Source organism: Enterobacter sp. C6, assembly GCF_008122455.1.
Taxonomy (GTDB): domain Bacteria; phylum Pseudomonadota; class Gammaproteobacteria; order Enterobacterales; family Enterobacteriaceae; genus Enterobacter; species Enterobacter pseudoroggenkampii.
The window spans coordinates 1-26,432 of the sequence record NZ_QPFW01000193.1 but is presented as its reverse complement, the minus strand read 5'-3'; the positions used below and the strand labels follow the sequence as shown (position 1 = coordinate 26,432).

At 50.0% G+C, this 26,432-nt stretch carries 21 protein-coding genes, 1 tRNA gene and 4 pseudogenes; 9 read left to right on the top strand and 17 right to left on the bottom strand.

Features of this window, described 5'->3' with window-relative positions; all coding sequences use genetic code 11:
- Nucleotides 1-614, bottom strand: a pseudogene (locus DOU50_RS07880) (phage baseplate assembly protein V); the annotation flags it as partial.
- 87 nt (nucleotides 615-701) lie between these two features.
- Here DOU50_RS07880 and DOU50_RS07875 point away from each other — a divergent pair.
- Nucleotides 702-1,772 (top strand): GTP pyrophosphokinase, encoded by a 1,071-nt coding sequence (locus DOU50_RS07875; RefSeq protein WP_148769147.1) that lies wholly within the window; start codon nucleotides 702-704, stop codon nucleotides 1,770-1,772.
- Here DOU50_RS07875 and DOU50_RS07870 read toward each other — a convergent pair.
- The 3 genes and pseudogenes from DOU50_RS07870 to DOU50_RS07860 form a co-directional block, all read right to left on the bottom strand.
- A pseudogene (locus tag DOU50_RS07870) lies at nucleotides 1,752-2,164 on the bottom strand (phage virion morphogenesis protein); the annotation flags it as partial. The gene DOU50_RS07875 and the pseudogene DOU50_RS07870 sit on opposite strands and share 21 nt — an antisense overlap.
- 197 nt (nucleotides 2,165-2,361) lie before the next feature.
- A complete protein-coding gene (locus tag DOU50_RS07865; protein ID WP_148769146.1) occupies nucleotides 2,362-3,834 on the bottom strand; it encodes an ATP-dependent nuclease in 1,473 nt (490 codons plus the stop codon).
- 60 nt (nucleotides 3,835-3,894) lie between these two features.
- Nucleotides 3,895-4,627: pseudogene (locus tag DOU50_RS07860) on the bottom strand (replication endonuclease); the annotation flags it as partial.
- A gap of 34 nt (nucleotides 4,628-4,661) precedes the next feature.
- Between DOU50_RS07860 and DOU50_RS07855 the strand changes: the two are divergent.
- Nucleotides 4,662-5,579, top strand: a pseudogene (locus DOU50_RS07855) (tyrosine-type recombinase/integrase); the annotation flags it as partial.
- Between the two features lie 109 nt (nucleotides 5,580-5,688).
- On the opposite strand, the gene leuE reads toward DOU50_RS07855, so the two are convergent.
- Both leuE and DOU50_RS07845 read right to left on the bottom strand, forming a co-directional pair.
- Nucleotides 5,689-6,324: a leucine efflux protein LeuE gene (gene leuE, locus DOU50_RS07850; RefSeq protein WP_069719050.1), complete on the bottom strand. Its 636-nt coding sequence runs from the start codon at nucleotides 6,322-6,324 to the stop codon at nucleotides 5,689-5,691.
- Between the two features lie 111 nt (nucleotides 6,325-6,435).
- Entirely contained in the window at nucleotides 6,436-6,609 is a 174-nt protein-coding gene (locus DOU50_RS07845) for a YciY family protein (RefSeq protein WP_021240326.1), read from the bottom strand.
- 158 nt (nucleotides 6,610-6,767) lie between these two features.
- Here DOU50_RS07845 and cls point away from each other — a divergent pair, with 158 nt between their 5' ends.
- Both cls and DOU50_RS07835 read left to right on the top strand, forming a co-directional pair.
- Complete coding sequence (gene cls / locus DOU50_RS07840) at nucleotides 6,768-8,228, top strand: cardiolipin synthase (protein WP_008502791.1); 1,461 nt, start codon at nucleotides 6,768-6,770, stop codon at nucleotides 8,226-8,228.
- A 33-nt stretch (nucleotides 8,229-8,261) separates the two neighbouring features.
- Nucleotides 8,262-8,591 (top strand): HI1450 family dsDNA-mimic protein, encoded by a 330-nt coding sequence (locus tag DOU50_RS07835; protein ID WP_006810881.1) that lies wholly within the window; start codon nucleotides 8,262-8,264, stop codon nucleotides 8,589-8,591.
- Between the two features lie 31 nt (nucleotides 8,592-8,622).
- On the opposite strand, the gene DOU50_RS07830 is transcribed toward DOU50_RS07835, so the two are convergent.
- The 7 genes from DOU50_RS07830 to DOU50_RS07800 all read right to left on the bottom strand — a co-directional run bounded on the left by DOU50_RS07830 (nucleotide 8,623) and on the right by DOU50_RS07800 (nucleotide 16,507).
- Nucleotides 8,623-9,492 carry an ion transporter gene (locus tag DOU50_RS07830; RefSeq protein WP_073961526.1) on the bottom strand — a complete coding sequence of 290 codons (870 nt, stop codon included), beginning with the start codon at nucleotides 9,490-9,492 and terminating at the stop codon, nucleotides 8,623-8,625.
- 14 nt (nucleotides 9,493-9,506) lie between these two features.
- Complete coding sequence (gene oppF, locus DOU50_RS07825; protein WP_024907098.1) at nucleotides 9,507-10,511, bottom strand: murein tripeptide/oligopeptide ABC transporter ATP-binding protein OppF; 1,005 nt, start codon at nucleotides 10,509-10,511, stop codon at nucleotides 9,507-9,509.
- A complete protein-coding gene (locus tag DOU50_RS07820) occupies nucleotides 10,508-11,521 on the bottom strand; it encodes an ABC transporter ATP-binding protein (protein ID WP_045404931.1) in 1,014 nt (337 codons plus the stop codon). The genes oppF and DOU50_RS07820 overlap by 4 nt, the downstream gene beginning before the upstream one ends.
- An 11-nt stretch (nucleotides 11,522-11,532) precedes the next feature.
- A complete protein-coding gene (gene oppC, locus DOU50_RS07815) occupies nucleotides 11,533-12,441 on the bottom strand; it encodes an oligopeptide ABC transporter permease OppC (protein ID WP_148769145.1) in 909 nt (302 codons plus the stop codon).
- 12 nt (nucleotides 12,442-12,453) lie between these two features.
- Nucleotides 12,454-13,374 carry an oligopeptide ABC transporter permease OppB gene (gene oppB / locus DOU50_RS07810; RefSeq protein ID WP_008502786.1) on the bottom strand — a complete coding sequence of 307 codons (921 nt, stop codon included), beginning with the start codon at nucleotides 13,372-13,374 and terminating at the stop codon, nucleotides 12,454-12,456.
- A gap of 84 nt (nucleotides 13,375-13,458) precedes the next feature.
- Complete coding sequence (oppA, locus tag DOU50_RS07805; protein WP_024907095.1) at nucleotides 13,459-15,090, bottom strand: oligopeptide ABC transporter substrate-binding protein OppA; 1,632 nt, start codon at nucleotides 15,088-15,090, stop codon at nucleotides 13,459-13,461.
- 769 nt (nucleotides 15,091-15,859) lie between these two features.
- Nucleotides 15,860-16,507 (bottom strand): YchE family NAAT transporter, encoded by a 648-nt coding sequence (locus DOU50_RS07800; protein ID WP_021240330.1) that lies wholly within the window; start codon nucleotides 16,505-16,507, stop codon nucleotides 15,860-15,862.
- A 477-nt stretch (nucleotides 16,508-16,984) separates the two neighbouring features.
- Here DOU50_RS07800 and adhE point away from each other — a divergent pair, with 477 nt between their 5' ends.
- Nucleotides 16,985-19,663 (top strand): bifunctional acetaldehyde-CoA/alcohol dehydrogenase, encoded by a 2,679-nt coding sequence (adhE, locus tag DOU50_RS07795; protein ID WP_032647603.1) that lies wholly within the window; start codon nucleotides 16,985-16,987, stop codon nucleotides 19,661-19,663.
- A gap of 65 nt (nucleotides 19,664-19,728) precedes the next feature.
- On the opposite strand, the gene tdk is transcribed toward adhE, so the two are convergent.
- The gene (gene tdk / locus DOU50_RS07790; RefSeq protein ID WP_148769144.1) at nucleotides 19,729-20,343 is read right to left on the bottom strand and encodes a thymidine kinase; all 615 of its coding nucleotides are present in this window, start codon (nucleotides 20,341-20,343) and stop codon (nucleotides 19,729-19,731) included.
- Nucleotides 20,344-20,893: 550 nt separating this feature from the next.
- Between tdk and hns the strand changes: the two genes are divergently transcribed.
- Entirely contained in the window at nucleotides 20,894-21,307 is a 414-nt protein-coding gene (gene hns / locus DOU50_RS07785; RefSeq protein ID WP_008502781.1) for a histone-like nucleoid-structuring protein H-NS, read from the top strand.
- Nucleotides 21,308-21,509: 202 nt separating this feature from the next.
- Here hns and galU read toward each other — a convergent pair whose 3' ends face one another.
- From galU to rssA, 3 genes are all read right to left on the bottom strand, one after another.
- Nucleotides 21,510-22,418, bottom strand: coding sequence for a UTP--glucose-1-phosphate uridylyltransferase GalU (galU, locus tag DOU50_RS07780; protein ID WP_008502780.1), 909 nt, complete (start codon nucleotides 22,416-22,418; stop codon nucleotides 21,510-21,512).
- 200 nt (nucleotides 22,419-22,618) lie between these two features.
- Nucleotides 22,619-23,632 (bottom strand): two-component system response regulator RssB, encoded by a 1,014-nt coding sequence (gene rssB, locus DOU50_RS07775; protein ID WP_032647605.1) that lies wholly within the window; start codon nucleotides 23,630-23,632, stop codon nucleotides 22,619-22,621.
- Nucleotides 23,633-23,723: 91 nt separating this feature from the next.
- Nucleotides 23,724-24,626: a patatin-like phospholipase RssA gene (gene rssA / locus DOU50_RS07770; protein ID WP_032647607.1), complete on the bottom strand. Its 903-nt coding sequence runs from the start codon at nucleotides 24,624-24,626 to the stop codon at nucleotides 23,724-23,726.
- A gap of 114 nt (nucleotides 24,627-24,740) precedes the next feature.
- On the opposite strand from rssA, the gene DOU50_RS07765 reads away from it, so the two are divergent.
- The 3 genes from DOU50_RS07765 (at nucleotide 24,741) to DOU50_RS07755 (ending at nucleotide 26,331) form a co-directional block, all read left to right on the top strand.
- Nucleotides 24,741-25,199, top strand: a complete 459-nt coding sequence (locus DOU50_RS07765; protein ID WP_024907090.1) for a YchJ family protein — start codon at nucleotides 24,741-24,743, stop codon at nucleotides 25,197-25,199.
- Between the two features lie 46 nt (nucleotides 25,200-25,245).
- Nucleotides 25,246-26,088 carry a formyltetrahydrofolate deformylase gene (gene purU, locus DOU50_RS07760; RefSeq protein WP_023312104.1) on the top strand — a complete coding sequence of 281 codons (843 nt, stop codon included), beginning with the start codon at nucleotides 25,246-25,248 and terminating at the stop codon, nucleotides 26,086-26,088.
- 158 nt (nucleotides 26,089-26,246) lie between these two features.
- Nucleotides 26,247-26,331: transfer RNA gene (locus DOU50_RS07755), tRNA-Tyr, on the top strand.
- Nucleotides 26,332-26,432: the final 101 nt, after the last annotated feature.

Here is a 26,432-nt window from a genome sequence, read left to right as displayed (position 1 = left end):
CGCTCTGAACGTTTCCATGTGCGTGGTTATCCACCTGCACGCCGTTTGATTTCAGTGTCCCGCCGGTGTGCTCGATGTGCCCGCGCATGGTGCCGCCTTTCTGCACTTCGAGCGTGCCGGTGGTCAGCTTGTTGGTGCAAACCACCTCCGGCGTATAGAGTGTGATTCGGCTCGACGCTTTCACCAACACCATCGGCACGGTGGCCGTAATGGAGTCCGATGCGGTGACGCCTGCGGTTTTGATACCTGACACGGTGAGCGCGCCGTTTTCGGGCTCATACTCGATAACCGCCCCATCAGGAAATGACACGTGAAGCGCATCAGGGGAGGCAAGACGGAGCGGGATGGTCGTCAGAGAAAATGCCGGGCAGCACAAAGGCCGTATCGAGTTCGTCGCCGATCGCCAGCAAAAGCACCTGCTCGCCAACGGATGGAGCCCACCATACGCGCGAGCGACCGGCCCGGCAGGTTAGCCAGTTCAGCCAAGTGGTTTCCATGCCGCCGGTCTGGACACGACACAACCCCTCGTCGTGGTCGACGTCGGTCACAATGCCGGTGCGGATAAGGTTGCGGATCGCACGTGTAATTTGTTGAAGATGATTTTGTAGATTCATTTTCCTATTATTCTGATTTTTGTAGTAGAGTCATAACATGTTTACCTGTGCCGTGTTTCACACATCTCATACGCTTAAGGGAATGCAATGAATATACTTTTTGATTACGATAAGGAAAAAAATCGTTTTGAGCAGTATTCTGAGTCGCTTAAATCATTACTTAAAACATTGATAGAAAATGAAGGGGTATCAATTCACACTCTAGAGGTCAGAGTTAAGGATCGCCAAAGCTTGGAGCAAAAAATAGCCAGAAAAAGCAAGTACAAGAATATTTCTGAAATTACGGACATTGTCGGAGTGAGGGTAATAACCCATTACTCTAATGATGTTGATAAAATAGCAAAAATCATTGAGCGTGAATTTACGATCGATTGGGATAACTCTATTGACAAGCGTAAAACCATTGAACACGATAGGTTCGGCTACCTATCACTCCATTACATAATTTCTCACATAAAAAAAAGATATTCATTAGCAGAATATTCAAACCATAAAAAATTAAAAGCTGAAGTGCAGATAAGATCAATATTACAACATGCTTGGGCTGAGATTGAACATGATATCGGTTACAAATCTAACATAGGACTACCTGCAGATTTAAGACGTAAATTCTCCAGATTAGCCGGATTATTAGAAATTGCTGACAATGAGTTCATTCAAATTAAGAATGACATTGAACACTATCGTACGCATGTAAATACAGAAGTAACTGATTCAAGCAAAGACTTACAAATTGATGTTTTCACCCTTAGAGAGTTCCTTAATACAAACCTACACTTCAAAAAAGCGGTAGATGAAGTCACGCAAAACAAAAATATCACCATAGATATGAACACAACATCGACCGAATCTTTTGAATGGATTATTAAAAGCCTTCAATTACTTAACGTCACCACTATCCAAAAACTTAATGAGTTTGTTAAAGAAAACTCTCATTTAATTAACTTAAGAGTCAAGCATATCTTCACAAGCACATCAGACAATACCTTCTGGAAAAATCTTGAAAATCAGTATATCCTAGGCTATCTTTGTCAGGCAAAGATAGCCCAGTTAGATCAAAGAAAAAAAGAAGAGTACTTTAAAATATTTAAACCCGAACCAAGCCCAAGCGAAATAGAAGACTATTTTAACGAGATTTCAAAGTGCTTTGACAAATAAAAAACCGCCCATCAAATAATGTTTTGATGGGCATATAAGAATCATCACAACCCGTTCTATCAAATTTCTTTCACTTTCAGTTATACCTAACAATTTTCGCTCTACATATTGTACTTTCTGATTGTGAGCGTTTGGCCGGTCTTTTAGACCGTACTGGTGAATCTGCGCAATACGCTGTACTTTGCCGGTAAATTCCACCACGGCGCTGTTTTCGCGACCACTGGCTTTCAAGTACCGGCTCGTGCGGAGTTTCTGGAACATCGCCCGTTTAATCCGCCCGTTTTTTGACCTGAGCGGCTGACGCTTTCGCGCCTGATAAGGTGAGCCGTCCGGGGCTGTTTGATGCGTTGCTGTTGCGACTTGCGCAGCTTCTTTGCTATCTCTCCGGCCAGTGCTATCCCCGCCTCGCCTGCACGCTTAAGGAGTCGTTTTTAATGCATGTGCATGAGTAGTCCTGAACCGCATCAGCACTAGCGCTAGTTCATAAAATCTGAAATAAAAAACGAATGAGAATTGATGCAACTTGGTAATGCTTAACTACTATGAGGGAAGATCTGGAGAGAAAATTCCAGACCCTCCGTCATTCTAATCAATTAAGAAGAGCTTTAACCTTGCTCACTAAATCATCACAATAGCTTTCATTTTGTCGTGTCCAAAGACTTAAAAACGCGCCGCGAATGATAATTTCAGATACAAAACCTAACCCCATGCCAATTTGATTAAAAATAAGATGAGGATCTCTATTCGTTCTGGAAACAGATTCGACTACCGCCCTCACTTTTTCTTGTGATTCAGGTGGCAATTGGCAAGATACCGTTAATATTGCCAATATAGGCTCTATATTATCTAATATATTGTCAAATACACTACGCTCTGGCTGAGTCCCAGGCAATCTAAGAACACCATCCTCATCACTATTTTTCTGAGAGGAATCACCATCAATAATGCAAAGTGATTTAAATTTAATTGACGGATTAGCAGTATGAGACTTGTGGATTGACACTGCATTACCATCACCAGCAACAGCATGAACTTCTAGCTGATCATAATCGCCTTTTAATCTTTCCCGCAGAATTGCATCAACCCAACATTTAGCAAACTCATCTTCAACAAATATTGCCAATTTTTTGTCAACCCTGCCGGATATAGCTCTTAATGACTCAACTGTTAACCTTCCTTTTCTGAGGCGCCCGTCGATGCATGCCCATATTGCCTCTTGCGGTAATGGCATCAGGGCATAGTCACTATGCGTGGTAAATACTGCTTGAATCGATTTACGTTTTGCGACATCAATCAAATACTCGACCATTCGTCTTGTTGCTACCGGATGCAGTCCATTTTCAATTTCTTCTATTAGAACCAGACTGTTATCAGATGCATTCTCAATCTCTGACACCATTCGTATAATTGATGATTCACCTGCTCCGAAATGGAATTCTGAATAACGGCTACCATTATTGTTGCCTACAAAAAACTTCTCATCATGACCGATATCAGTAACATTAAACGCAGAAACATCCTTTCCTAAGATATGTTCAATCTGCTTAGCGACTCCTGCACTCAGGGTGGATAAACTCCCTGTATGTTGATAAGAGGAACGAGTTAATTTTTTATATTTTGTTTTTTCACCAGCAGGGACTGTACGTTCGATACCAAAGAAATACACATCCCTTGATACAACTTCATCCCTCGCCCATTTGGCGCTTCTAAAACTACTGGTTCTACGGACTGTTTGTCTTGGATTTACACCTTTGTCTATAATTTCGTACTCAACCTTCCATCCAGCCATGCTTTCATCCCCAATTGCACTTTTGGGGAAGAAAACACTTGGTTTAATTTCTTTATAAGCACAACCGGCAACACCGAGGACGGAGGATTTACCACTTCCATTAGGGCCGACTAAAGCTGTAACCGGAAATTCAAAAGAAATATCTTCCCCAGAAAACCCGCGAATCCTTCCAATTTTAGCTTTTAATAAATACTTCCCATAATTGTTCTGCCTAACCTTTTCTAGCAACTCATTCACTGTTGAAGCTCTGATTTCACTCAAACTTTCTGACATTTACAATCTCCATGTTGCAATGCAATCAATTGGCCAAAAAAGCAGAATTATCTGATAGTACTAGTCAATTGAAGCAAGATCACATCCCCAAATTTCATGATTGTGATATCTGAAAACTTTGCTCCCAAAACATACTGTCGCCCCGCGTGCAAGCACCTCTACTTCCCATCGTTGTGGGGTGATTCCTTCCTGAGCTAAATCGAAACGAATTTTTGTGACGCGATCCCTTTCGAGTTTTGTCATCTTGGCTGATGGCACTTGCTCGCTCGTTTTGAGCGGTGCGTTGCTTCTTTGCTGACGATGTTTGCGCGGCGTACAAGCTTTCAACGCACCGTTAAGCACCTTCACGACGTCTGGCTCATTCCAGCCGAGAATCCTGCCCTCAATCAGATTTAACACCGCAGCGGCTTGCTCAGACAGTGCATGGGTCATAACTGGATCGCTATCGGCGGTGAGCTTTCCACAGTTATTGACAGGACTCCGAGGCGCGGCAATGCCGCTTTTTAAAGTCAAAGGCTCAACAGCCAAAAGCTTTGGAACAATGCGCCATTCGGCTGTCCGGGTAACACGTACCAGCTCAGAGCCCAAGTGCGGGGACGTAGATACCCACACTCTCTATATCCTTTTCGTAGGCGTTGACCTCGTCAGTCACGTTACGAGCCACACGGACGGTCTGGCTATCGCGTGGAACATTCGCCCCACCCTGCGCTACGATATACAGGTCAAATTCACCTTCATCAGCTGCAGCTCTGGCCGCCTCGACACGCTCATCGAATTCATTAGCAATGCTTACAGGCGGTGATGAAGATTTTGAATCATCCTCAGTTCAAAAAAAGGCGATGGCTTTTGAAAAGTATACTCAATATAACCATCACTCAAAGGAATGGCTTTCAAAACCAACGGACAAACGCCAATTGTCGGAACTGAAAGAGTTATGGTGGAAGCTGAAAGGTAAACAAGAGGAGCACGGTCAATCGTATCTCAGGAAAATTGAGCGTTTCGAAACGATGACCGGAAATCCGTGCGCTTTCCAGATCACCAAGAGCCTGATAACGCAATATTGTGCTCAACGCCGGGGTAAAGGTATTAAGCCAACTACCATCAACCGCGAACTGATCACGATAGGTGGGATGTTCACAACCCTGATTGAGTCATAACTGTATAACGGTGAGCATCCATTCAGGGGATTCAAAATACTGAAAGAGCAGACAGCCGAAACGGGCTATCTCACTCTTGAGGAAATTGACGCCTTACTGGCAGCGCTATCAGGAGATAATCGTAAAATTGCCGTCTTATGTCTGAGTACCGGGGCAAGATGGGGTGAGGCTGCAAGGCTGAAAGCGGAGAACGTGATTCATAACCGGGTGTCTTTCGTTAAGACGAAAACCAACACACCGCGCACGGTCCCGATCTCTGATGACGTTGCGGCTTACGTAGTCGGCAAAACACGAGGTTTTCTGTTTCCTGAGGCCAGTTATGCTGACTTCAGGCGAACCCTCAAAGAGGTTAAGCCCGATTTACCGGCCGGACAAGCAACACATGCGCTACGACACTCTTTCGCGACGCACTTTATGATTAACGGGGGCAACATCATCACACTGCAAAGGATCTTAGGTCATACGAAAATTGCGCAGACAATGGTCTATGCGCACTTCGCTCCTCAGTACCTGCAGGATGCGATTTCGCTTAACCCGTTGAAGGGTGCTAATGGTGGTCAGAGTGTCCACAATGTGTCCACACCCTAGCCGCTTTTTATGGCTTTTGACTGCTAGTAGTAAAACGTGAAGCCTTGTCTGGCGCGGCTTTCAAGTTACGCCAGACATTAAAAAGGCTCCCGCAGGAGCCTTTCATTCATCAATGCAGCGACGCCAACCTCGCCGCAAACCCGACGAACAGCAGCCCTATCAGCCCGTTCCCCAGCTTTGCCAGTTTCTTTTTCGTTTTGAGATAACGCGTGACAAACGCACCGGAGAAGATCAGGAAGCTCATGTACATGAAGCTTATCAACTCAAGCGTCGTCGCGAGGATAAGGAAAGAGGTGCCGGTGCTCTGTGCGTTCACGTCAATGAACTGAACGAAGAACGATACGTAGAAAAGAATCGCTTTGGGATTCGTCAGGCTCAATACCAGCGAACGTTTCATGATCATACTGGCAGGTTCGGGGCCGCTCTCATGCGCGTTTTTCTGACGGTTCACCACCGACCAGAGCATTTTGCCCCCCAGCCACAGCAGATAGAAGGCGCCCAGATAGCGCACGATGTTAAACAGCACCGGCGTGGTCTGGATTAATGCTGCGACACCCGCCCAGGCCAGAAACATCAGAACCGCATCGCCGATAAATACGCCCGACGCGGCAAGATACCCTTTTTTAACGCCGTGACCAATCCCGGTTTTCAGCACAAACAGGGTATTCGGCCCTGGTACCAGCACGATAAAAAACGCGCCAACAACATACGTCCAGAAATTCAGTACGCCAAACTCCGCAAACACTTCTTCTCCCTCCTTTTGCTCAACACAATAGGAATAGCGCTGCAACCACGCTACTCCCAAAAATCAGATCCTATAAAATCAGCGGGCACCATTACGGTGCCCTCATGGTACTCAGATATCCTGGACTGCGAACAGCAACGCGTTGCGATGCCGGGTCATTCCACATTTTCTGATGGCGTGAATACGCATATTGCGGCGGGATTGTGCTTCCAGCCAACGAGCCTTGCGACGACTCACCTGTCGCAACATGCGCCAGCGCCCTACTTCTGTTCTACTGCGCTTCATGTCTACAACTCTTTCTCTAACACTTTTTCTCTAAAAGAAAGGCCATTATAAACCCAACCCTGCGGCAAACCAGCGCTTTTACCTGGCGTTTTTATTTGCCAGATGAATCCTGATGCGTACACTCATAACAATACGCTTTCAAAAGGATTTTTTTACCTATGACAACCTTCTACACCGTGGTGAGTTGGCTGGTCATTTTGGGATACTGGCTGTTAATCGCAGGTGTGACATTACGCATCCTGATGAAGCGCAGAGCCGTTCCCTCTGCCATGGCCTGGCTTCTGATAATCTACATCCTCCCGCTGGTGGGAATTATTGCCTATCTCTCTTTCGGTGAGCTTCATCTGGGTAAACGCCGCGCAGAGCGGGCCCGTGCCATGTGGCCCTCCACCGCAAAGTGGCTTAACGACCTTAAAGCCTGCAAACATATCTTTGCCGAGGAGAACAGCAGCGTCGCCTCGTCACTGTTTAAGCTGTGCGAACGCCGTCAGGGGATTGGTGGTGTTAAAGGCAATCAGCTCCAGCTGCTGACCTCGTCCGACGACGTCATGCAGGCATTAATCCGCGATATCCAGCTGGCGCGTCATAATATCGAGATGGTTTTTTATATCTGGCAGCCCGGCGGGATGGCTGACCAGGTCGCTGAATCGCTGATGGCCGCGGCGCGACGCGGCATTCACTGCCGTCTGATGCTTGACTCCGCAGGCAGCGTGGCATTTTTCCGTAGCCCCTGGGCGGGCATGATGCGTAATGCTGGGATCGAGGTGGTCGAGGCGCTGAAGGTCAATCTCCTGCGCGTGTTTCTGCGCCGGATGGATCTCCGCCAGCATCGTAAGATGATCATGATCGATAACTATATTGCCTACACCGGCAGCATGAACATGGTTGATCCGCGCTTCTTCAAGCAGGACTCGGGCGTAGGCCAGTGGGTGGATTTGATGGCGCGAATGGAGGGGCCGATTGCCACCTCGATGGGCATCGTTTACTCCTGCGACTGGGAGATAGAAACCGGCAAACGCATTCTGCCGCCACCGCCGGACGGCAATATTATGCCGTTTGAAGAGGCCAGCGGTCACACTATTCATACCATTGCTTCCGGGCCGGGCTTCCCGGAGGATTTGATTCATCAGGCGCTGCTGACGGCAACGTACTCGGCGCGTGAATACCTGATCATGACGACGCCCTACTTTGTTCCCAGCGATGACCTCCTTCACGCGATCTGTACCGCAGCGCAGCGCGGCGTCGATGTGAGCATTATATTGCCGCGCAAAAATGACTCCCTTCTGGTGGGCTGGGCCAGCCGGGCCTTCTTTAGCGAACTGCTGGCCGCAGGGGTGAAGATCTACCAGTTTGAAGGTGGATTGCTCCACACCAAAAGCGTGCTTGTCGACGGCGAGTTAAGCCTGGTGGGAACGGTCAATCTGGATATGCGCAGCCTGTGGCTCAACTTTGAAATCACGCTGGTTATTGATGATGCCGGCTTTGGTGGCGATCTCGCCGCGGTGCAGGATGATTATATCTCCCGCTCGCGGCTGCTGGATGCCAGACTGTGGGTAAAACGTCCGCTGTGGCAGAGAATTGCCGAACGACTGTTTTACTTCTTTAGTCCGTTGCTGTAAAACGTGCCCAACGATGTTTAACAGGTAGTCATCATGGAAATGGATCTGAACAATCGCCTGACCGAAGACGAAACGCTCGAGCAGGCCTATGACATTTTTCTCGAACTGGCGGTTGATAACCTCGATCCCGCAGACGTGATCCTCTTTAATCTGCAGTTCGAAGAGCGCGGCGGTGCCGAACTGTTCGACCCTTCAGAAGACTGGGCTGAACATGTGGATTTCGATCTGAATCCTGACTTCTTTGCCGAAGTTGTCATCGGGCTGGCCGATGAAGACGGTGGCGAAATTAACGATATTTTCGCCCGCGTCCTGCTCTGTCGAGAGAAAGACCACAAGCTGTGCCATATCCTCTGGCGCGAATAATAAAAAAGGCTGCGATTGCAGCCTTTTTTATTTACTCCGGCAACGCACTTCCGCAGCGGTGACAAAACCGCGCGTTAAGGTCATGGTCACCCTGGTGACATGCCGGACATTTGCGCTGCTGCTTGCGGCTCTGAAATGCGCTGCTCATGTGCGTGGTAATAAGCCCGGTCGGAATAGCAATGACCGAATAGCCAATCAAAATCAGCACTGAGGCCACAATGCGGCCCAGCGGCGTATGGGGCGTGATATCACCGTACCCCACGGTCGTCACGGTTACTATCGCCCAATAAACGGACGCATTGAGCGTCGTAAAGCCATATTTGGGCCCTTCTATTAAATACATCAGCGCGCCAAAAACAATCATGACGATGGCAATAAACGAGTAGAACAAAATAAGCTGATGCCGTGCGCTGACGATCGCACTCCAGAACACGCGTAATGACGGCATAAAACGCAGTAATTTCAGAATACGTAATACCCGAATCACGCGCATCGCCCGCCAGGCAAAAACATAGCTCAGGCTGATTTCCGGCCACAGCCACATGACGTAGAGAGGCAGAATAGTGGCTAAATCAATAAATCCCCAGAAGCTGAAAACATATCGGGCCGGGTTGGGCCACGCAATTACTCTGAGCAGATATTCAGCGGTAAAAACCAGGGTTATCGCCAGCTCAAGCCAGACAAAGATATGCCATTCGTCAAACGTCAGGTGGTATTGCGTCCCGGCACCCGATTCAATAAAAATGACCACCACGCTGAGGAGCGCAAATAACCCACAAAGACCTTCGAATCGCCGTCCGGATACCGTTTCAGGATCGAATAAAACATGATAAAGCCGCCGACGGGCTGACGTGAATAAACGCGACACAGTAACCTCGCAAAAAATAAGGGCTGACATCATGTCAGCCCTTGCGATTATAACGGGTCTACTTTCAGGCAGGAAACCGCATGTCGGAAACTGCCTTCGAGAACCGGTCGCGTTTTTGCACATTCCGGCCCGGCCATTGGGCAGCGCGTGCGGAAGACGCAGCCCGACGGCGGGTTAATGGGTGAGGGTAATTCCCCTTCCAGAAGCTGGATAGTCTTATTCTTTTCCAGATCGGGATCGGGGATCGGTACCGCGGACATCAGCGCTCTGGTGTATGGGTGCAATGGATTGTGGTACACCTCGTCATAGGTGCCCAGCTCCACGGCGTGCCCCAGATACATCACCAGCACGCGGTCAGAGATGTGTTTCACCACGGCCAGGTCATGCGCGATGAAGATCAGCGACAGCCCCATTTCGCGCTGCAGCTTCTGCAGTAGGTTAACCACCTGCGCCTGAATGGACACGTCCAGTGCGGAAACCGGCTCATCACAGATAATCAGCTTCGGTTCGAGGATCAGGGCGCGCGCAATACCAATACGCTGACACTGACCGCCTGAGAACTCGTGCGGATAGCGGTTGATGAGGTTAGGCAACAGCCCGACTTTCAGCATCATCGCCTTAACGCGATCGCGCACTTCCTGACGGGACATCTTCGGATGATAGGTCCGCAGCGGCTCGGCAATAATCTCACCGATGGTCATACGCGGGTTAAGTGACGCCAGCGGATCCTGGAAAATCATCTGGATATCGCTGCGCACCTCGCGCCACTCGTCGGGTTTCATGCCCAGCAGATCTTTACCCAGCCAGGCCACTTTACCGTCGGTGGCTTTCACCAGACCGATAATGGCGCGCGCAAAGGTCGATTTACCGCAGCCGGACTCGCCCACCACGCCCAGGGTTTCCCCTTCATACAGGCGCAGCGTGACGCCGTCCACCGCTTTCAGGGTCTTCGACGGCTGCCAGAACCACTGTTTGCCGTCTTTGATGTCGAAATGCACCTTAAGGTCAGCAATCTCGAGCAGCACATTGCGTTTTTCATCTAATGCGTTCATACCAGCTCCTCCTGCGGCTTAAAGCAGGCGCGCAGACGGCCTGGTGCAAACTCTTCCAGCGGCGGAGCGCTGTTGCAGATTTCCATCGCGTGCGGACAGCGCGGCTGGAACGGACAGCCTTTCGGCAGGCGCAGCAGGTTTGGCGGGTTGCCCGGAATGGTGAGCAGGGATTCCCCTTCCGCATCAAGACGTGGCACCGCGTTCAGCAGCCCAATGGAGTAAGGATGAGCAGGCTGATAGAACACGTCACGCGCTTTTCCGTATTCCATGGTACGACCGGCATACATCACCAGCACTTTGTCACAGATGCCCGCCACCACGCCCAGGTCGTGGGTGATCATAATAATCGCCGTGTTAAACTCACGCTTCAGCTCGTTCAGCAGGGTCATGATTTGTGCCTGAACGGTAACGTCCAGCGCGGTGGTCGGTTCGTCGGCAATCAGCAGTTTTGGCCGGCACAGCAGCGCCATCGCAATCATCACGCGCTGACGCATACCGCCAGAAAACTCGTGCGGGAACATGCGCATACGCTTGCGCGCCTCCGGCATTTTCACCGCATCCAGCATTTTGACCGACTCTTCAAAGGCTTCGGCTTTACCCAGGCCTTTGTGCAGCATCAGAACTTCCATCAGCTGCTCGCCGACGCGCATGTACGGGTTCAGCGAGGTCATCGGATCCTGGAAAATCATCGAGATCTGCTCGGCGCGCAGCTTGTTCAGCTCGTGCTCCGGCAGGTTGAGGATTTCGCGACCGTTGAATTTCGCGGAACCGCCAATCACACCGTTAGCGGCCAGCAGGCCCATTAGCGCAAAGGCGGTCTGGGATTTCCCGGATCCGGACTCACCCACGATGCCGAGCGTTTCGCCCGCTCGCAGGTTGAAGTTGAGATCGTTCACGGCGGTCACATCCCCGTCCGGGGTCTTAAAGGTGACGCGAAGATCTTTTACGTCCAGCAGAAGGTCGCTCCGCTGCTGCGCCTGTGGCGCGGTTGCCGTTTCAATAATTGTCATGACGGCGCTCCTTAACGGTCTTTCGGGTCGAGGGCATCACGCAGGCCATCGCCGATAAAGTTAAAACAAAACAGGGTAACGACCAGGAAACCCGCCGGGTATAACAGCAGCCACGGAGACACTTCCATTGAGTTTGCACCGTCACTCAGCAGCGCGCCCCAGCTGCTGAGCGGCTCTTGCGTACCCAGACCGAGGAAGCTCAGGAAAGATTCAAACAGGATCATGCTTGGCACCAGCAGTGAGGCATAGACCACCACCACGCCCAGCACGTTAGGAACGATATGGCGAACCACGATATTCCCGGTAGAGACACCGCCGACCTGCGCGGCTTCGATAAACTCTTTGCGTTTGAGGCTCAGGGTCTGGCCGCGGACAATACGCGCCATATCCAGCCAGGAAACCATCCCGATGGCCACGAAGATCAGCAAAATATTCTGACCGAAGAAGGTCACCAGCAGGATGACGAAGAACATAAACGGGAAGGAGTTCAGGATTTCCAGCAGACGCATCATTACCGAGTCTATTTTGCCGCCAAGGTAGCCGGACAGTGAGCCGTAGAGCGTACCCACGATCACCGCCACCAGCGCGGCAGCAATACCGACCATCAGTGAGATACGGCCACCGATAGCGACACGCACCAGCAGATCGCGTCCTGAGGAGTCCGTGCCAAAATAGTGGCCTGATTCCATATCCGGCGCGCTGGACATCATGCCCCAGTCGGTGTCGAAATAGGTAAATTGCGACAGCATCGGCGCCAGGGTCACAAACAGCGCGATGATTACCAGAACAACCAGACTGGCAACCGCCGCTCGGTTGTGCATAAAGCGACGGCACGCGTCCTGCCAGAGGCTACGACCTTCTACTTCCAGTTTTTCACTGAAGTTTTCCAGCGCCTCGCTGTTTTTCTTACTCAACATCATGGCGTGCTCCAGTTAGTAACGGATTTTCGGGTCGATGACGGCGTACAGCACATCGACGATAGCGTTAAAGAGAATGGTCAGCGCACCGACGAGAATGGTCAGGCTCAGTACCAGCGAATAATCGCGGTTGAGCGCACCGTTTACGAACAGCTGACCAATGCCCGGCAGACCATAGATTGTTTCGATAACCATAGAGCCGGTAATGATCCCGACAAATGCCGGTCCCATGTAGGAGAGCACGGGCAACAGCGCCGGTTTAAGCGCGTGGCGGAAGATAATGCGACGCATCGGCAGCCCTTTAGCGCGCGCGGTACGAATGAAGTTCGAGTGCAGCACTTCGATCATTGAACCACGGGTGATACGCGCGATACTGGCGATGTACGCCAGAGATAATGCCACCATTGGCAAAATCATGAACTTCAATGCCCCGCCGTTCCAGCCGCCGCCCGGCAGCCACTTCAACGTGATGGCGAATATCATCACCAGTAATGGCGCGACAACGAAGCTGGGTATCACTACCCCGGTCATTGCCACCCCCATTACGGCATAATCCCATTTGGTATTTTGTCTGAGCGCGGCGATAACGCCTGCGGTGACCCCGAAAACGATGGCCAGAATAAATGCCGCAGCACCCAACTTAGCCGAAACCGGGAAGCTGGACGCCACAAGGTCGTTAACGGAATAGTCTTTATATTTAAATGACGGTCCAAAATCACCGTGAGCCAGCTGCTTCAGATAATTGAAGTACTGGGTGGAGATGGGATCGTTTAAGTGGTATTTCGCTTCGATATTCGCCATGACTTCTGGCGGCAGCGTACGTTCACCGGTAAATGGACTTCCCGGCGCAAGGCGCATCATGAAGAAGGAAATCGTGATGAGAATAAATAGCGTTGGAATCGCTTCAAGACAGCGACGTAGGATAAATTTCAACATTGCCCGTACCTTCTGGCGTGTGCCTATATTATGTGACGTTGGTTAGACACCGTGGGGCGAGCACGCCCGCCCCACTCATTGCCATTAATGCTTGATAATATACAAGTTTTTAACGTAGATATTATCCATCGGGTCTTTACCGGTATACCCACCTACCCATGGTTTCACCAGACGGGCGTTAACGTAGTAGTAAACCGGAACGATCGCGGAATCTTTATCCAGCTGCTGCTCGGCCTTAGAGTACAGTTCCGTACGCTGTGCTTCGTCAGTGGTTTTCAGCGTGTCGCCAATCAGCTTGTCGAACGCCGGGCTCTTATAGTGCGCGGTGTTGTTCGAGCTGTCGCTCAGCATGGTATTCAGGAAGGAGGTCGGTTCGTTATAGTCCGCACACCAGCCAGCACGTGCCACATCAAAGGTGCCCTGATGACGGCTGTCGAGGAAGGTTTTCCACTCCTGGTTCTCCAGCTTCACGTTCGCGCCCAGGTTTTTCTTCCAGATCGAAGCGACGGCGATAGCCAGTTTTTTGTGCAGATCGGAGGTGTTGTACAACAGGCTGAAGGTCAGCGGCTTATCTGCGGTATAGCCCGCTTCGGCCAGCAGTTTCTTCGCTTCTGCGTTACGCTGTTCCTGCGTCTGTTTGAACCAGTCTGGCTCGGTCAGTTTTGCACCATCGGTGTATGGAGGGGTATAGCTGTATGCCGGCAGATCGCCCTGGTTTTTCACTTTGTTTACGATGATATCGCGATCCAGAGCCAGCTTCAGCGCGGTACGTACACGTACGTCGGTGAACGGTGCTTTCTGGTTATTGATTTCATAGTAGTAGGTGCACAGGTACGGATCGACGTGAACTTCTTTAGGGATCTCTTTCTTCAGTTTCTGGAACAATTCAATCGGCATGTTGTTATAGGTCATGTCGATTTCACCGCTGCGGTAGCGGTTAACGTCAGTCACTTCGGACGAAATTGGCAGGTAGGTCACCTGATTAATGACGGTTTTCGCGTTGTCCCAGTATTGCGGGTTACGCTCAAGCACCATACGCTCGTTGACCACCCAGTCTTTCAGCTTATAGGCACCGTTGGTCACGATATTGGCAGGCTGCGTCCATTTTTCACCAAATTTTTCCACGGCGGATTTTGGTACCGGGGAGACGGACGGGTGAACCAGCAGCTTATAGAAGTACGGAACAGGTTCGCTCAACGTCACTTCAAAGGTATTCGCATCGATCGCTTTTACGCCCAGGTCGGTAACAGGTTTTTTGCCCGCGATGATGTCATCAATATTGGCGATGTGGCCATATTGCAGGTAGCTCGCATACGGAGAGGCGGTTGTTGGGTTCGCCAGACGCTGCCAGCTATAAACGAAATCTTCGGCCGTGACCGGCGTACCGTCGGACCATTTCGCATCTTTACGCAGATGGAAGGTCCAGACTTTGAAATCTTTGTTTTCCCATTTTTCGGCTACACCCGGCGCCGGGTGGCCGTCTACGTCTGTCACCAGCAGGCCTTCGAACAGGTCGCGGTTAACGTTAGACTCAGGAACACCTTCAATTTTGTGCGGGTCAAGAGACTGAACTTCCGCACCGTTGTTACGCACCAGCGTCTGTTTCTCAGCCAGTTGAACACCTGCAGGAACGTCCGCAGCCATTGCAGCGTTGCCCGCGATTAGCGCAGTTAAAATCCCCGCCGCTACCAGATTTTTTTTTGTGATGATGGACATTGTGTTGGTACTCCACTCATTATAATGACTGGCCTTCGCCAGCTGTGTAATCCCCTGTTGGGGCCTGTACAGCGCAGGAGTTTTTTTTGCTGCTGTCAGGTTCTTCTTTTACTGCTTGCTATCACCGACTTTTTTATTACTGACCGCTCGTATGGCCGTCTTGCGTCGATTCTTTACAGGCCACCCTGTTTGAGACCTGCGTTGGATATCTGAGAAGAGAACCATATGAAAATAATTCTCATCTGCTTGTTTTATGCTGCAAAATATTAGGCCGGAAAGTATCAAATGGCGTAAACGTGCGCCAATACATTTTGCAAATTTGTTAAGCAATTCTCTTTTACGGTGAGTACCGCATCGTTGAGGGCAGCCCTGCCGGACATCGAACATCAATTAAAAAACATGATATTCAACAAGATAGAGAAATTTTTCTCTACAAGCGCGTCGCTGCGCTATCATCGAGTGATTTTGTACAAAAATTTAACAACTGGTTATTATTTAGCACATTCATCTAGGGGAATGTTGAAATTACTAATATCATTTCGGTTATCTCTCAGCAAGCCCCAGAGTATCATGTGAGTAAAATAACAGAGCGATCGAAGATTTTCTGCGCAGGCGGGTTTGAGTGGAATTAATAACTTGTTGAAATACAAGAAATGAACATTATTAGTAGAATTTATTATGATATGTGAGCATTTCAACTTTAGTTATAGGATTTACTGATAATGACGTAAAAAAACGGAGCCGTGGCTCCGTTCTTTCATATGCAATATCAGTGCAGCAAACCGGGGAAAATGCTTTTAATACCCGTAACGATAAATTCAATCCCTAACGCCATCAACAGCAGGCCCATGATACGCGTTATGACGTTAATGCCCGTCTGACCCAGCAAGCGCACCAGCCAGGGTGCCATGCGGAACACGCCCCAACAGCAGAGCGCGAAAATGGCAATCGCCACTGAAAAACCAATCAGGTGCATCAGGCTATGATAGCGCGTCCCCCAGACAATGGTTGAACTGATGGCACCAGGACCGGCCATCAGCGGTAAGGCCAACGGCACTACGCCAATGCTTTCGCGGATAGCGGTTTCTGACTTCTCTTGTTTATTCTGCTTATCCTCGCCCAGCTTACCGCTGATCATGGACATGGCGATGGTCACCACCAGGATCCCACCCGCAATGCGGAAAGAGTCGATCGAAATCCCGAAGAGCTGGAGAATGGCGTCACCCAGAAAAAGAGAGGTGAGCAATATGATCGCCACTGACAGGTTAGCGGTCAGGTTGGTCTTGTTCCTGGCCGCCGCTGTCTGGTAACTCGTCATACTAATGAAGACAGGAATGATCCCCACCGGGTTGACCAGGGCAAACAAACCAATAAAAAATTTAAAATACGTTGGAAAATCAAAGAGCGTTTGGATCACGTTTTGCTCCGCTTATACACATGCCCTGGACTGACAATTCGTCATGAGAAATCGCGCTGAAGATACCCTTTTTATTAGCATACTTCACTCGAAATCTGTGCCAAAACGTTATCATTTCAGGATGTTAAACATATGTATAATCAATGATAGCGCCGCTTCCAATACTTACGTAATTATTTAACACTGGAAAAATCAGCACGAAATAACCCTGCTGAAAGGTATCAGCTTGGGGGGAAATTGACACAGATCATGATTTCCGTACTCAGAAGTGAGTAATCTTGGTTACACCCCCAGGGAGGTCACCTGACAAAAGGGATGATGCCAAGGTAAGGCTCTTTTAGTAAATTAGTGTGCTGACGCAGAAAGTAACTCTTTGTTTTACTTTGTGTTACGCAAGTCGTATCGGCTCTGTCTATACTGTGTGACGTATCGAGCGCTGGTTTACTAAAAGAGTTTAAACATTATCAGGAGAGCATTATGGCTGTTACTAATATCGCTGAACTGAACGCCCTCGTCGAGCGCGTTAAAAAAGCCCAGCGTGAATATGCCAATTTCACCCAAGAACAGGTTGATAAAATCTTCCGCGCGGCCGCACTGGCTGCTGCAGATGCTCGAATCCCTCTCGCTAAAATGGCCGTTGCCGAATCCGGCATGGGTATCGTGGAAGATAAAGTGATTAAAAACCACTTCGCTTCCGAGTATATCTATAACGCCTATAAAGATGAGAAAACCTGTGGCGTGCTGTCCGAAGACGACACCTTCGGTACTATCACCATCGCTGAACCTATCGGCATCATCTGCGGTATTGTTCCGACCACTAACCCAACGTCTACCGCTATCTTCAAATCGCTGATTAGCCTGAAGACCCGTAACGCAATCATCTTCTCTCCACACCCACGTGCGAAAGACGCGACCAACAAAGCTGCGGATATTGTCCTGCAGGCGGCGATCGCTGCGGGTGCACCAAAAGATCTGATCGGCTGGATCGACCAACCTTCCGTTGAGCTCTCTAACGCCCTGATGCATCACCCGGACATTAACCTGATCCTGGCGACCGGTGGTCCTGGCATGGTTAAAGCGGCATACAGCTCCGGTAAACCAGCCATCGGTGTGGGCGCCGGTAACACCCCTGTTGTTATCGACGAAACCGCTGACATCAAACGTGCCGTTGCGTCTGTACTGATGTCTAAAACCTTCGATAACGGTGTGATCTGTGCATCTGAACAGTCTGTTGTTGTTGTTGACTCCGTGTACGACGCCGTTCGCGAACGTTTCGCCAGCCACGGCGGCTACCTGCTGCAGGGCAAAGAGTTGAAAGCAGTTCAGGACATCATCCTGAAAAATGGCGCGCTGAACGCCGCTATCGTGGGTCAGCCAGCGTACAAGATTGCTGAACTCGCAGGCTTTACCGTTCCGGCAACAACTAAAATCCTGATCGGTGAAGTAAAAGTTGTCGACGAAAGCGAGCCGTTTGCACATGAAAAACTGTCTCCAACGCTTGCAATGTACCGTGCGAAAGATTTCGAAGACGCGGTAGAAAAAGCCGAGAAACTGGTTGCCATGGGTGGTATCGGTCACACCTCTTGTCTGTACACTGACCAGGATAACCAGCCAGAGCGTGTTGCTCACTTCGGTCAGATGATGAAAACTGCCCGTATTCTGATTAACACCCCTGCTTCTCAGGGTGGTATCGGTGACCTGTACAACTTCAAACTCGCGCCTTCCCTGACTCTGGGTTGTGGTTCCTGGGGTGGTAACTCCATCTCTGAAAACGTTGGTCCAAAACACCTGATCAACAAGAAAACCGTTGCTAAGCGAGCTGAAAACATGTTGTGGCACAAACTTCCGAAATCTATCTACTTCCGCCGTGGCTCACTGCCAATCGCGCTGGATGAAGTGATTACTGATGGCCACAAACGTGCGCTCATCGTGACTGACCGTTTCCTGTTTAACAACGGCTACGCTGACCAGATCACCTCTGTGCTGAAAGCGGCTGGCGTTGAAACTGAAGTGTTCTTTGAAGTTGAAGCTGACCCTACCCTGAGCGTTGTGCGCAAAGGTGCTGAGCTGGCTAACTCCTTCAAACCAGATGTGATTATCGCACTGGGTGGTGGTTCCCCAATGGACGCCGCGAAAATCATGTGGGTCATGTACGAGCATCCTGAAACCCACTTCGAAGAACTGGCGCTGCGCTTTATGGACATCCGTAAACGTATCTACAAGTTCCCGAAAATGGGCGTAAAAGCGAAAATGATCGCGGTCACCACCACTTCCGGTACCGGTTCAGAAGTCACGCCATTCGCGGTAGTAACGGACGATGCGACAGGTCAGAAATACCCGCTGGCTGACTATGCCCTGACCCCAGACATGGCTATCGTCGATGCGAACCTGGTCATGGATATGCCGAAGTCACTGTGTGCGTTCGGTGGTCTGGATGCGGTAACTCACGCCCTGGAAGCTTACGTTTCTGTACTGGCGTCTGAGTTCTCTGACGGTCAGGCTCTGCAGGCTCTGAAACTGCTGAAGGAAAACCTGCCAGCGTCATATAACGAAGGGTCTAAAAACCCGGTAGCACGTGAACGCGTTCACAGTGCAGCAACCATCGCCGGTATCGCGTTTGCGAACGCCTTCCTGGGTGTTTGCCACTCTATGGCGCACAAGCTGGGTTCACAGTTCCACATTCCTCACGGTCTGGCGAACGCCCTGTTGATCAGCAACGTTATTCGTTATAACGCTAATGACAACCCAACCAAGCAGACTGCTTTCAGCCAGTACGACCGTCCGCAAGCACGTCGTCGTTATGCTGAAATCGCAGACCACCTTGGTCTGAGCGCACCGGGCGACCGTACTGCTGCGAAGATTGAGAAACTGCTGGCATGGCTGGAAAGTCTGAAAGCTGAGCTGGGTATTCCTAAATCTATCCGTGAAGCGGGCGTACAGGAAGCTGACTTCCTCGCTCATGTAGATAAGCTGTCTGAAGATGCATTCGATGACCAGTGTACAGGTGCTAACCCGCGCTACCCACTGATCTCCGAGCTGAAACAGATTCTGCTGGATACCTTCTACGGTCGTGAGTTCAAAGAAGGTGACGTTGCCGCTGTGAAAACAGAAGTGCCTGTCATCAAAGCTGACAAGAAAGCGAAGAAAAGCGCTTAATTGACCGCAAATGAAAAACCCGCCTTTATGGCGGGTTTTTTTATGTCCGAATAATAAAGCTGACGTTATTTTCTGTTGTCGTGCTGAATCGCCGTCAGCGAGCCTACAGACAGCGCTTCTTTATAATGCTTACGACAGACCGATACATAGCGTTCATTACCGCCTATAACCACCTGCTCACCATCTGCATAAGGTTTTCCTGCCTGGTCGAGACGAAGCACCATACTGGCTTTGCGACCGCAGAAGCAGATCGTTTTTAATTCGACGAGTTTATCCGACCAGGCGAGCAAATACTGACTCCCGGCAAAGAGCTCACCGCGGAAATCCGTCCGCAGCCCATAGCACAGCACGGGGATATCAAGCTCATCAACCACCTCGGAAAGTGCGTGAACCTGTTCACGCGTCAGAAACTGGCTCTCATCGACCAGGACACAATGAATAGGCCGCTCAGCATGTTCCGCGCGAATGTCCTCAAACAGATCGGTTTTCGGGTTAAACAGCCTGGCAGGTGACGAGAGTCCTATTCTGGAGCTCACCTTCCCTGCCCCAAAGCGATCGTCAATCTCAGCCGTATAAACAACGGTACGCATCCCGCGCTCCTGGTAATTGTACGAGGATTGCAGCAGCGCGGTGGATTTACCGGCATTCATCGCCGAATAGTAGAAATACAGTTGTGCCATTGGCCGTAAAACCCTAATCAATGTGTAATATTCCCGATGAGTCATTGTACCATATTTTGTCAGGTCATCAGCGATACAGCGCACAAAGGATGTAGTTCAGCGCGGCGTTCAGAACCTTCTGTTTTCGAAAATAATCCGTTAAAACATGAAGTAAACGCATGCAGCCAGGCCAATATGTTATATGTTAAGCCCAACATAACACTTGTTTTTATAGTGGAATCACCGTTCATTAAAATTCACCATTTATTAACTATTTCAGCCTTAACATCACGGGGTGGAACTAATACAAAAGGCTGATATTTATCCGCCGCAACTATAATTCCTGCGGTAAATGTCACAAAAAAAAGAGGCAATCAACCGGACAAAGCAGGTTGATGTGATAACAAGCGAGACTGTCGGGTGATGAAATTTAAGTTAGCGTAATTAATAATAGTGAGACGATTTAGTATTTTTTGAATTCCTTACATTCCTGGCTATTGCACATATGAATTTATGGCTCTATTATTAGGTCAACAAACCACCCCCCCATTATAAGTTTGAGATTACTACAATGAGCGAAGCACTTAAAATTCTGAACAACATCCGTACTCTTCGTGCGCAGGCAAGAGAATGCACCCTCGAAACGCTTGAAGAAATGCTGGAAAAATTAGAAGTTGTAGTTAATGAACGTCGCGAAGAAGAAAGCGCTGCTGCTGCTGAAATCGAAGAGCGTACTCGTAAACTGCAGCAATATCGTGAAATGCTGATTGCTGATGGTATCGATCCAAATGAATTGCTGAACAGCATGGCTGCGGCTAAAACCGGTACCAAAGCCAAGCGTGCTGCTCGTCCTGCTAAATATAGCTACGTTGACGAGAACGGCGAAACTAAAACCTGGACTGGCCAGGGTCGTACTCCTGCTGTTATCAAGAAAGCCATGGATGAGCAAGGTAAACAGCTGGATGACTTCCTGATCAAGGATTAATCACGGCACATTCAGAGAAATCCCGCATATTGCGGGATTTTTTTTAACCTAAATTTGTCCCAAACATCCTCTTACACTCTGTCATAAAGCATTATTTAACAACTTTATCGACTGTACTTTCAGACAGGTTTTCGGGAGTGGTACAGGCATAAAAAAACCGGTGGGCAGCGCCTCACCGGTTTCGAACATTTACAACCGTGGCTTATTTCTTAATACCTACGCTCTCTTTGAGCCAGGTTTTAAATTCTTCGCCAAGGGTATTGTGGCGGATACCATATTCAACAAACGCCTGCATATAACCGAGCTTATTACCGCAGTCATGGCTCTTACCTTTCATATGGTAGGCCTCAACGGTCTCTTTCTCGATCAGCATATCGATGGCATCCGTCAGCTGGATCTCATCACCCGCTCCTGGAGGCGTTTTAGCCAGCAGAGGCCAGATTTCAGCACTCAGGACATAGCGACCTACAACAGCAAGGTTTGAAGGGGCTACATCGGCTTTAGGCTTCTCTACGACGCCAACCATTGGCACACTTTCACCCGGCTCAAGGTTAACGCCTTTGCAGTCAACCACACCGTATGCCGTTACGTCTTCAACAGGCTCAACCATAATCTGGCTGCTGCCGGTTTCGTCGAAACGTTTGATCATTTCAGCCAGGTTATCCTGAGAAAGATCGGATTCGTATTCGTCCAGAATAACGTCAGGCAGAATTACCGCTACAGGCTCATCACCCACAACAGGATGCGCGCACATAACAGCGTGACCCAGACCTTTAGCCAGCCCCTGACGAACCTGCATAATGGTGACGTGTGGAGGGCAAATAGACTGAACCTCTTCTAACAGCTGACGCTTAACACGCTTTTCCAGCATGGCTTCAAGTTCAAAGCTTGTATCGAAATGGTTTTCGATAGAGTTTTTAGATGAATGCGTAACCAGCACAATTTCAGTGATGCCGGCTGCAATGCATTCATTAACGACATACTGGATTAATGGCTTATCAACCAGAGGCAACATCTCTTTAGGAATCGCCTTAGTTGCTGGTAACATCCTGGTCCCCAATCCCGCTACCGGGATAACGGCCTTTCTGACTTTCGAATTTAGGGCAGCCATTCAAATTCTCCTGAGCTGTTCAACTTTTGAACTTTTATGCAATAAATAACGCGTTGAGTATATCAGCCTCGCCCCGCAGTCCGGGTCTGAAAAGAACGCGTTGCCGATCAATTAGGATAAATACGCATGAAACCGGGTAGCGATAGTAGCACTCCCCGCAAAACACAGGTAAAGCAATCTTAAAATTACGATCCAATTGCTTATTCCGTGGACAACATTAAGCGTAGCCGTCCCCCGGCGCCCCAAATTTGGCACTGCCAGGAGGAACAGCGGTGGCTAATTTGATTAAGATACGCCGTTCCCAATGTCCCAAGCGGCACACCGTTACTTACCTGAATATGGTGTTCACCGGTATTCAGTGATGCATTGAGACCGGCTGAAACGAGGATCAGGTTCTTTAAACCGCTGTGGTAATAGCCGACCAGCAGCGGGAACTGTCCTGGCAAATTGGCCTGACGAAAAAGCTGGTTTACCTGTTTGAGTAAACTGCCTAACTCCGGCAACCGTTGTCCCTGATGGGATAACTGTTCCTGCAACAAGCCATTAAATAGCGCACGAAGAAGTAACGCGGCTAATACACCGTTATCCCCCGCCCGGGTGACATCCAGAGAATAAAACGCAAGGTCGGAATCTGACAGGGGTGCAATATCCAGCACCAGTCCTGGCTGATCAGCGGCCACCAGCTGGCGATAATTTACACGGCAGTGTGAAATAGTTTGCTGGACGGGCGGCTGGAGTTCTTGCAACAGTTTCGCCGCGGCAGGCGGATTACTCACCAGCGCGTCCCAGTCCTGGAAAAGACGCTCCTCTTCCTCTACCCGGGAATTAAACATATTCGGATAAAGGCACGCTAAGACCGTTTCCCGCAATCTATGCAAATCCTTGACTGGTTTGAGCAGAATATCCTGTACCCCAAGACGTAATGCTTTGGCGATATCCGCCATGTTCTCGGTGGCAGAGATCACCAGAATCGGCGTCTGATTGCCTTCGTTACGCAGATGTTCAACCAGCTTCAGTCCATTCATGCGCGGCATCGCAATGTCGCAAATCATCAAATCGGGCGTAATGCTAATCATTTTTTCCAGGGCGTCGATGCCATCTTCAGCCAGTGACGTCATTGCGCCCAGCGAGGATAACCACGAATCCAGTAGCGATCGGAAAACGGGCTCGTCTTCAACAATCAAAATGTGTTTTCCGGCCAATGGCTGCGTCATGGTTCCTCCCCTGGCTGACAGTAACTAAATAGTGGCATGCGATCGGCACTATCGCCTGTCAGATTTTGCTGAAGTAGTCAAAAAAAGGTGCTTAACGTGCGGTCTGCACAAAAGGCAACAATTCGTCCATTTTCTTTTCGACGGCTAACGAGCCCGCTGCGATGGCGGCCTCAGCCCGATGGAAATCAAGGGTAGAGATTTGCGGACAGTACGGCTGAATAAGAATATCCGGAGGATCGCCTGCCATACGGTTACGTTTAAGGCGGTTCTCGAGTACCTGAATTGACGTGGTCATGATTTCTATCGCCGTCGGTGCGGTAACCGAGCGACGTGCGGCCATACGCCCGATTCTTCCGCGCAGGCGTTCATGCCAGGCCAGTTTCTCGCCCTCAACATCTTCGCTCTGGAGATTGACCGGCATGAGATCCTGCTGCATCAGGTGGGCGTCGTGCTGCAGGTCGACGGCAATCACGATATCCGCCCCCATTGCGCGCGTCAGAGAGATGGGAACCGGGTTAACGACGCCACCGTCGACAAGCCAGTAACCGTTGTGTGGGACAGGCGCCATGAGCCCCGGCATACTGCAGGAGGCACGCACGGCAAGATGGATATCCCCTTCGGTGAGCCAGAGCTCGCGTCCTGTACTGAGGTTCGTCGCGACGGCGCCGAAAGGCATCTGACAATCGGTGAAGTCTTCGAGAGGCATAACCTGGCGGAACTGGTTAAAGACGCGTTCGCCGCGCAGCAGCCCACCACGCTGCCACGAGAGGTCCATCAGACGCAGCACGTCCCAGTAGCTGAAGGAGCGCACCCACGTCTCGAGTTCCGGAAGCTTCCCGCACGCGTAAGCGGAGCCGACAAGCGATCCTATTGAACACCCTGCGACAATATCAATGTCAATGCCCATCTTGTTCAAGGCATTAATTACGCCGATGTGTGACCACCCCCGGGCGGCACCTGAACCCAGCGCCAGTCCAATTTTAACCTTTCTCATTAGCCCTGTTTTACTTCCCCTGGATTCCTGACATAGCGTCAACGCAACAGCTCAGTTAACATAGTGCTACCCGAAGCGTTTAACGCCTTTATTTTTTGTTCCAGGAAGAGAATCGTGTCTCAACTCTGCCCCTGTGGTAGCGCTCTGGAGTATAGCCTATGTTGCCAGCGATATCTGTCTGGCGATCAGGTTGCACCAGACCCGTCACACCTCATGCGTTCACGGTACACTGCTTTTGTGATCAAGGACGCAGACTACCTGATTAAAACCTGGCATCCATCCTGCCGCGCAGCCGATTTCAAACAGGACATCGAAGCCGGGTTCGCGAACACGCAGTGGCTCGGCCTTACCGTCTATGAATCCGCAACAGGCAGTCATGTTGACGAAGGTTACGTCAGCTTTGTTGCCCGTTTTAGCGAGAATAATAAACCGGGTGCCATTATCGAGCGTTCCCGGTTCTTAAAGGAAAGCGGGCAATGGTATTATATTGACGGAACGCGCCCACAGTTTGGTCGTAACGATCCCTGCCCGTGTGGTTCAGGTAAAAAATTTAAAAAGTGTTGCGGGCAGTAATGCCTGACAACCCAGACTTCGCAAATACAAACAGGATTTCCCGGCGATGCAATCATTACAACGTAAAGTTCTGCGCACCATCTGTCCCGATCAAAAAGGACTGATCGCACGAATTACCAACATTTGCTACAAGCATGAACTGAATATCGTGCAGAACAACGAGTTCGTTGACCACCGTACCGGTCGCTTCTTTATGCGTACCGAGCTGGAAGGTATTTTCAACGACACCACCCTGCTTGCCGATCTGGACAGCGCGCTTCCGGAAGGTTCCGTGCGCGAACTGACCCCAGCGGGTCGACGCCGCATCGTAATCCTGGTGACCAAAGAAGCACATTGTCTGGGCGACCTGCTGATGAAAGCCAACTACGGCGGTCTGGACGTTGAAATTGCTGCCGTTATTGGTAACCATGAGACGCTGCGCACGCTGGTCGAGCGTTTTGATATTCCGTTCGAGCTGGTGAGCCACGAAGGCCATACCCGTGAAGAACACGACGATCTGATGGCACAGGCCATTGAAGCGCATAACCCGGACTACGTGGTGCTGGCGAAATACATGCGCGTGTTAACGCCATCCTTCGTAGCGCGTTTCCCGAACAAGATCATCAACATTCACCACTCGTTCCTGCCAGCCTTTATTGGTGCGCGTCCTTACCACCAGGCGTACGAGCGCGGCGTGAAGATCATCGGTGCGACCGCGCACTACGTGAATGACAACCTGGATGAAGGTCCAATCATCATGCAGGACGTCATTCATGTGGATCACACTTACACCGCTGAGGACATGATGCGCGCGGGGCGTGACGTTGAGAAGAATGTGTTGAGTCGTGCGCTGTATCAGGTGCTGGCGCAGCGGGTCTTCGTGTACGGCAACAGGACCATCATTCTTTAATCTTTCGGAAAATGAATTGATTAGCTTTGCGCCTTTACGGATAAAAAGCAGGCAAACGACTTCATTTCCCTAAAGGAATGCTTTACAGGGGCGTCTCATTTGATATGATGCGCCCCGCTTCCAGCAGGAAGCAGGCCAGTAAAAAAGCATTACCCCGTGGTGGGGTTCCCGAGCGGCCAAAGGGAGCAGACTGTAAATCTGCCGTCATCGACTTCGAAGGTTCGAATCCTTCCCCCACCACCATCTCTCAGCAAGACCTCAAAATTTGAATTGCCCCTGGTGGGGTTCCCGAGCGGCCAAAGGGAGCAGACTGTAAATCTGCCGTCATCGACTTCGAAGGTTCG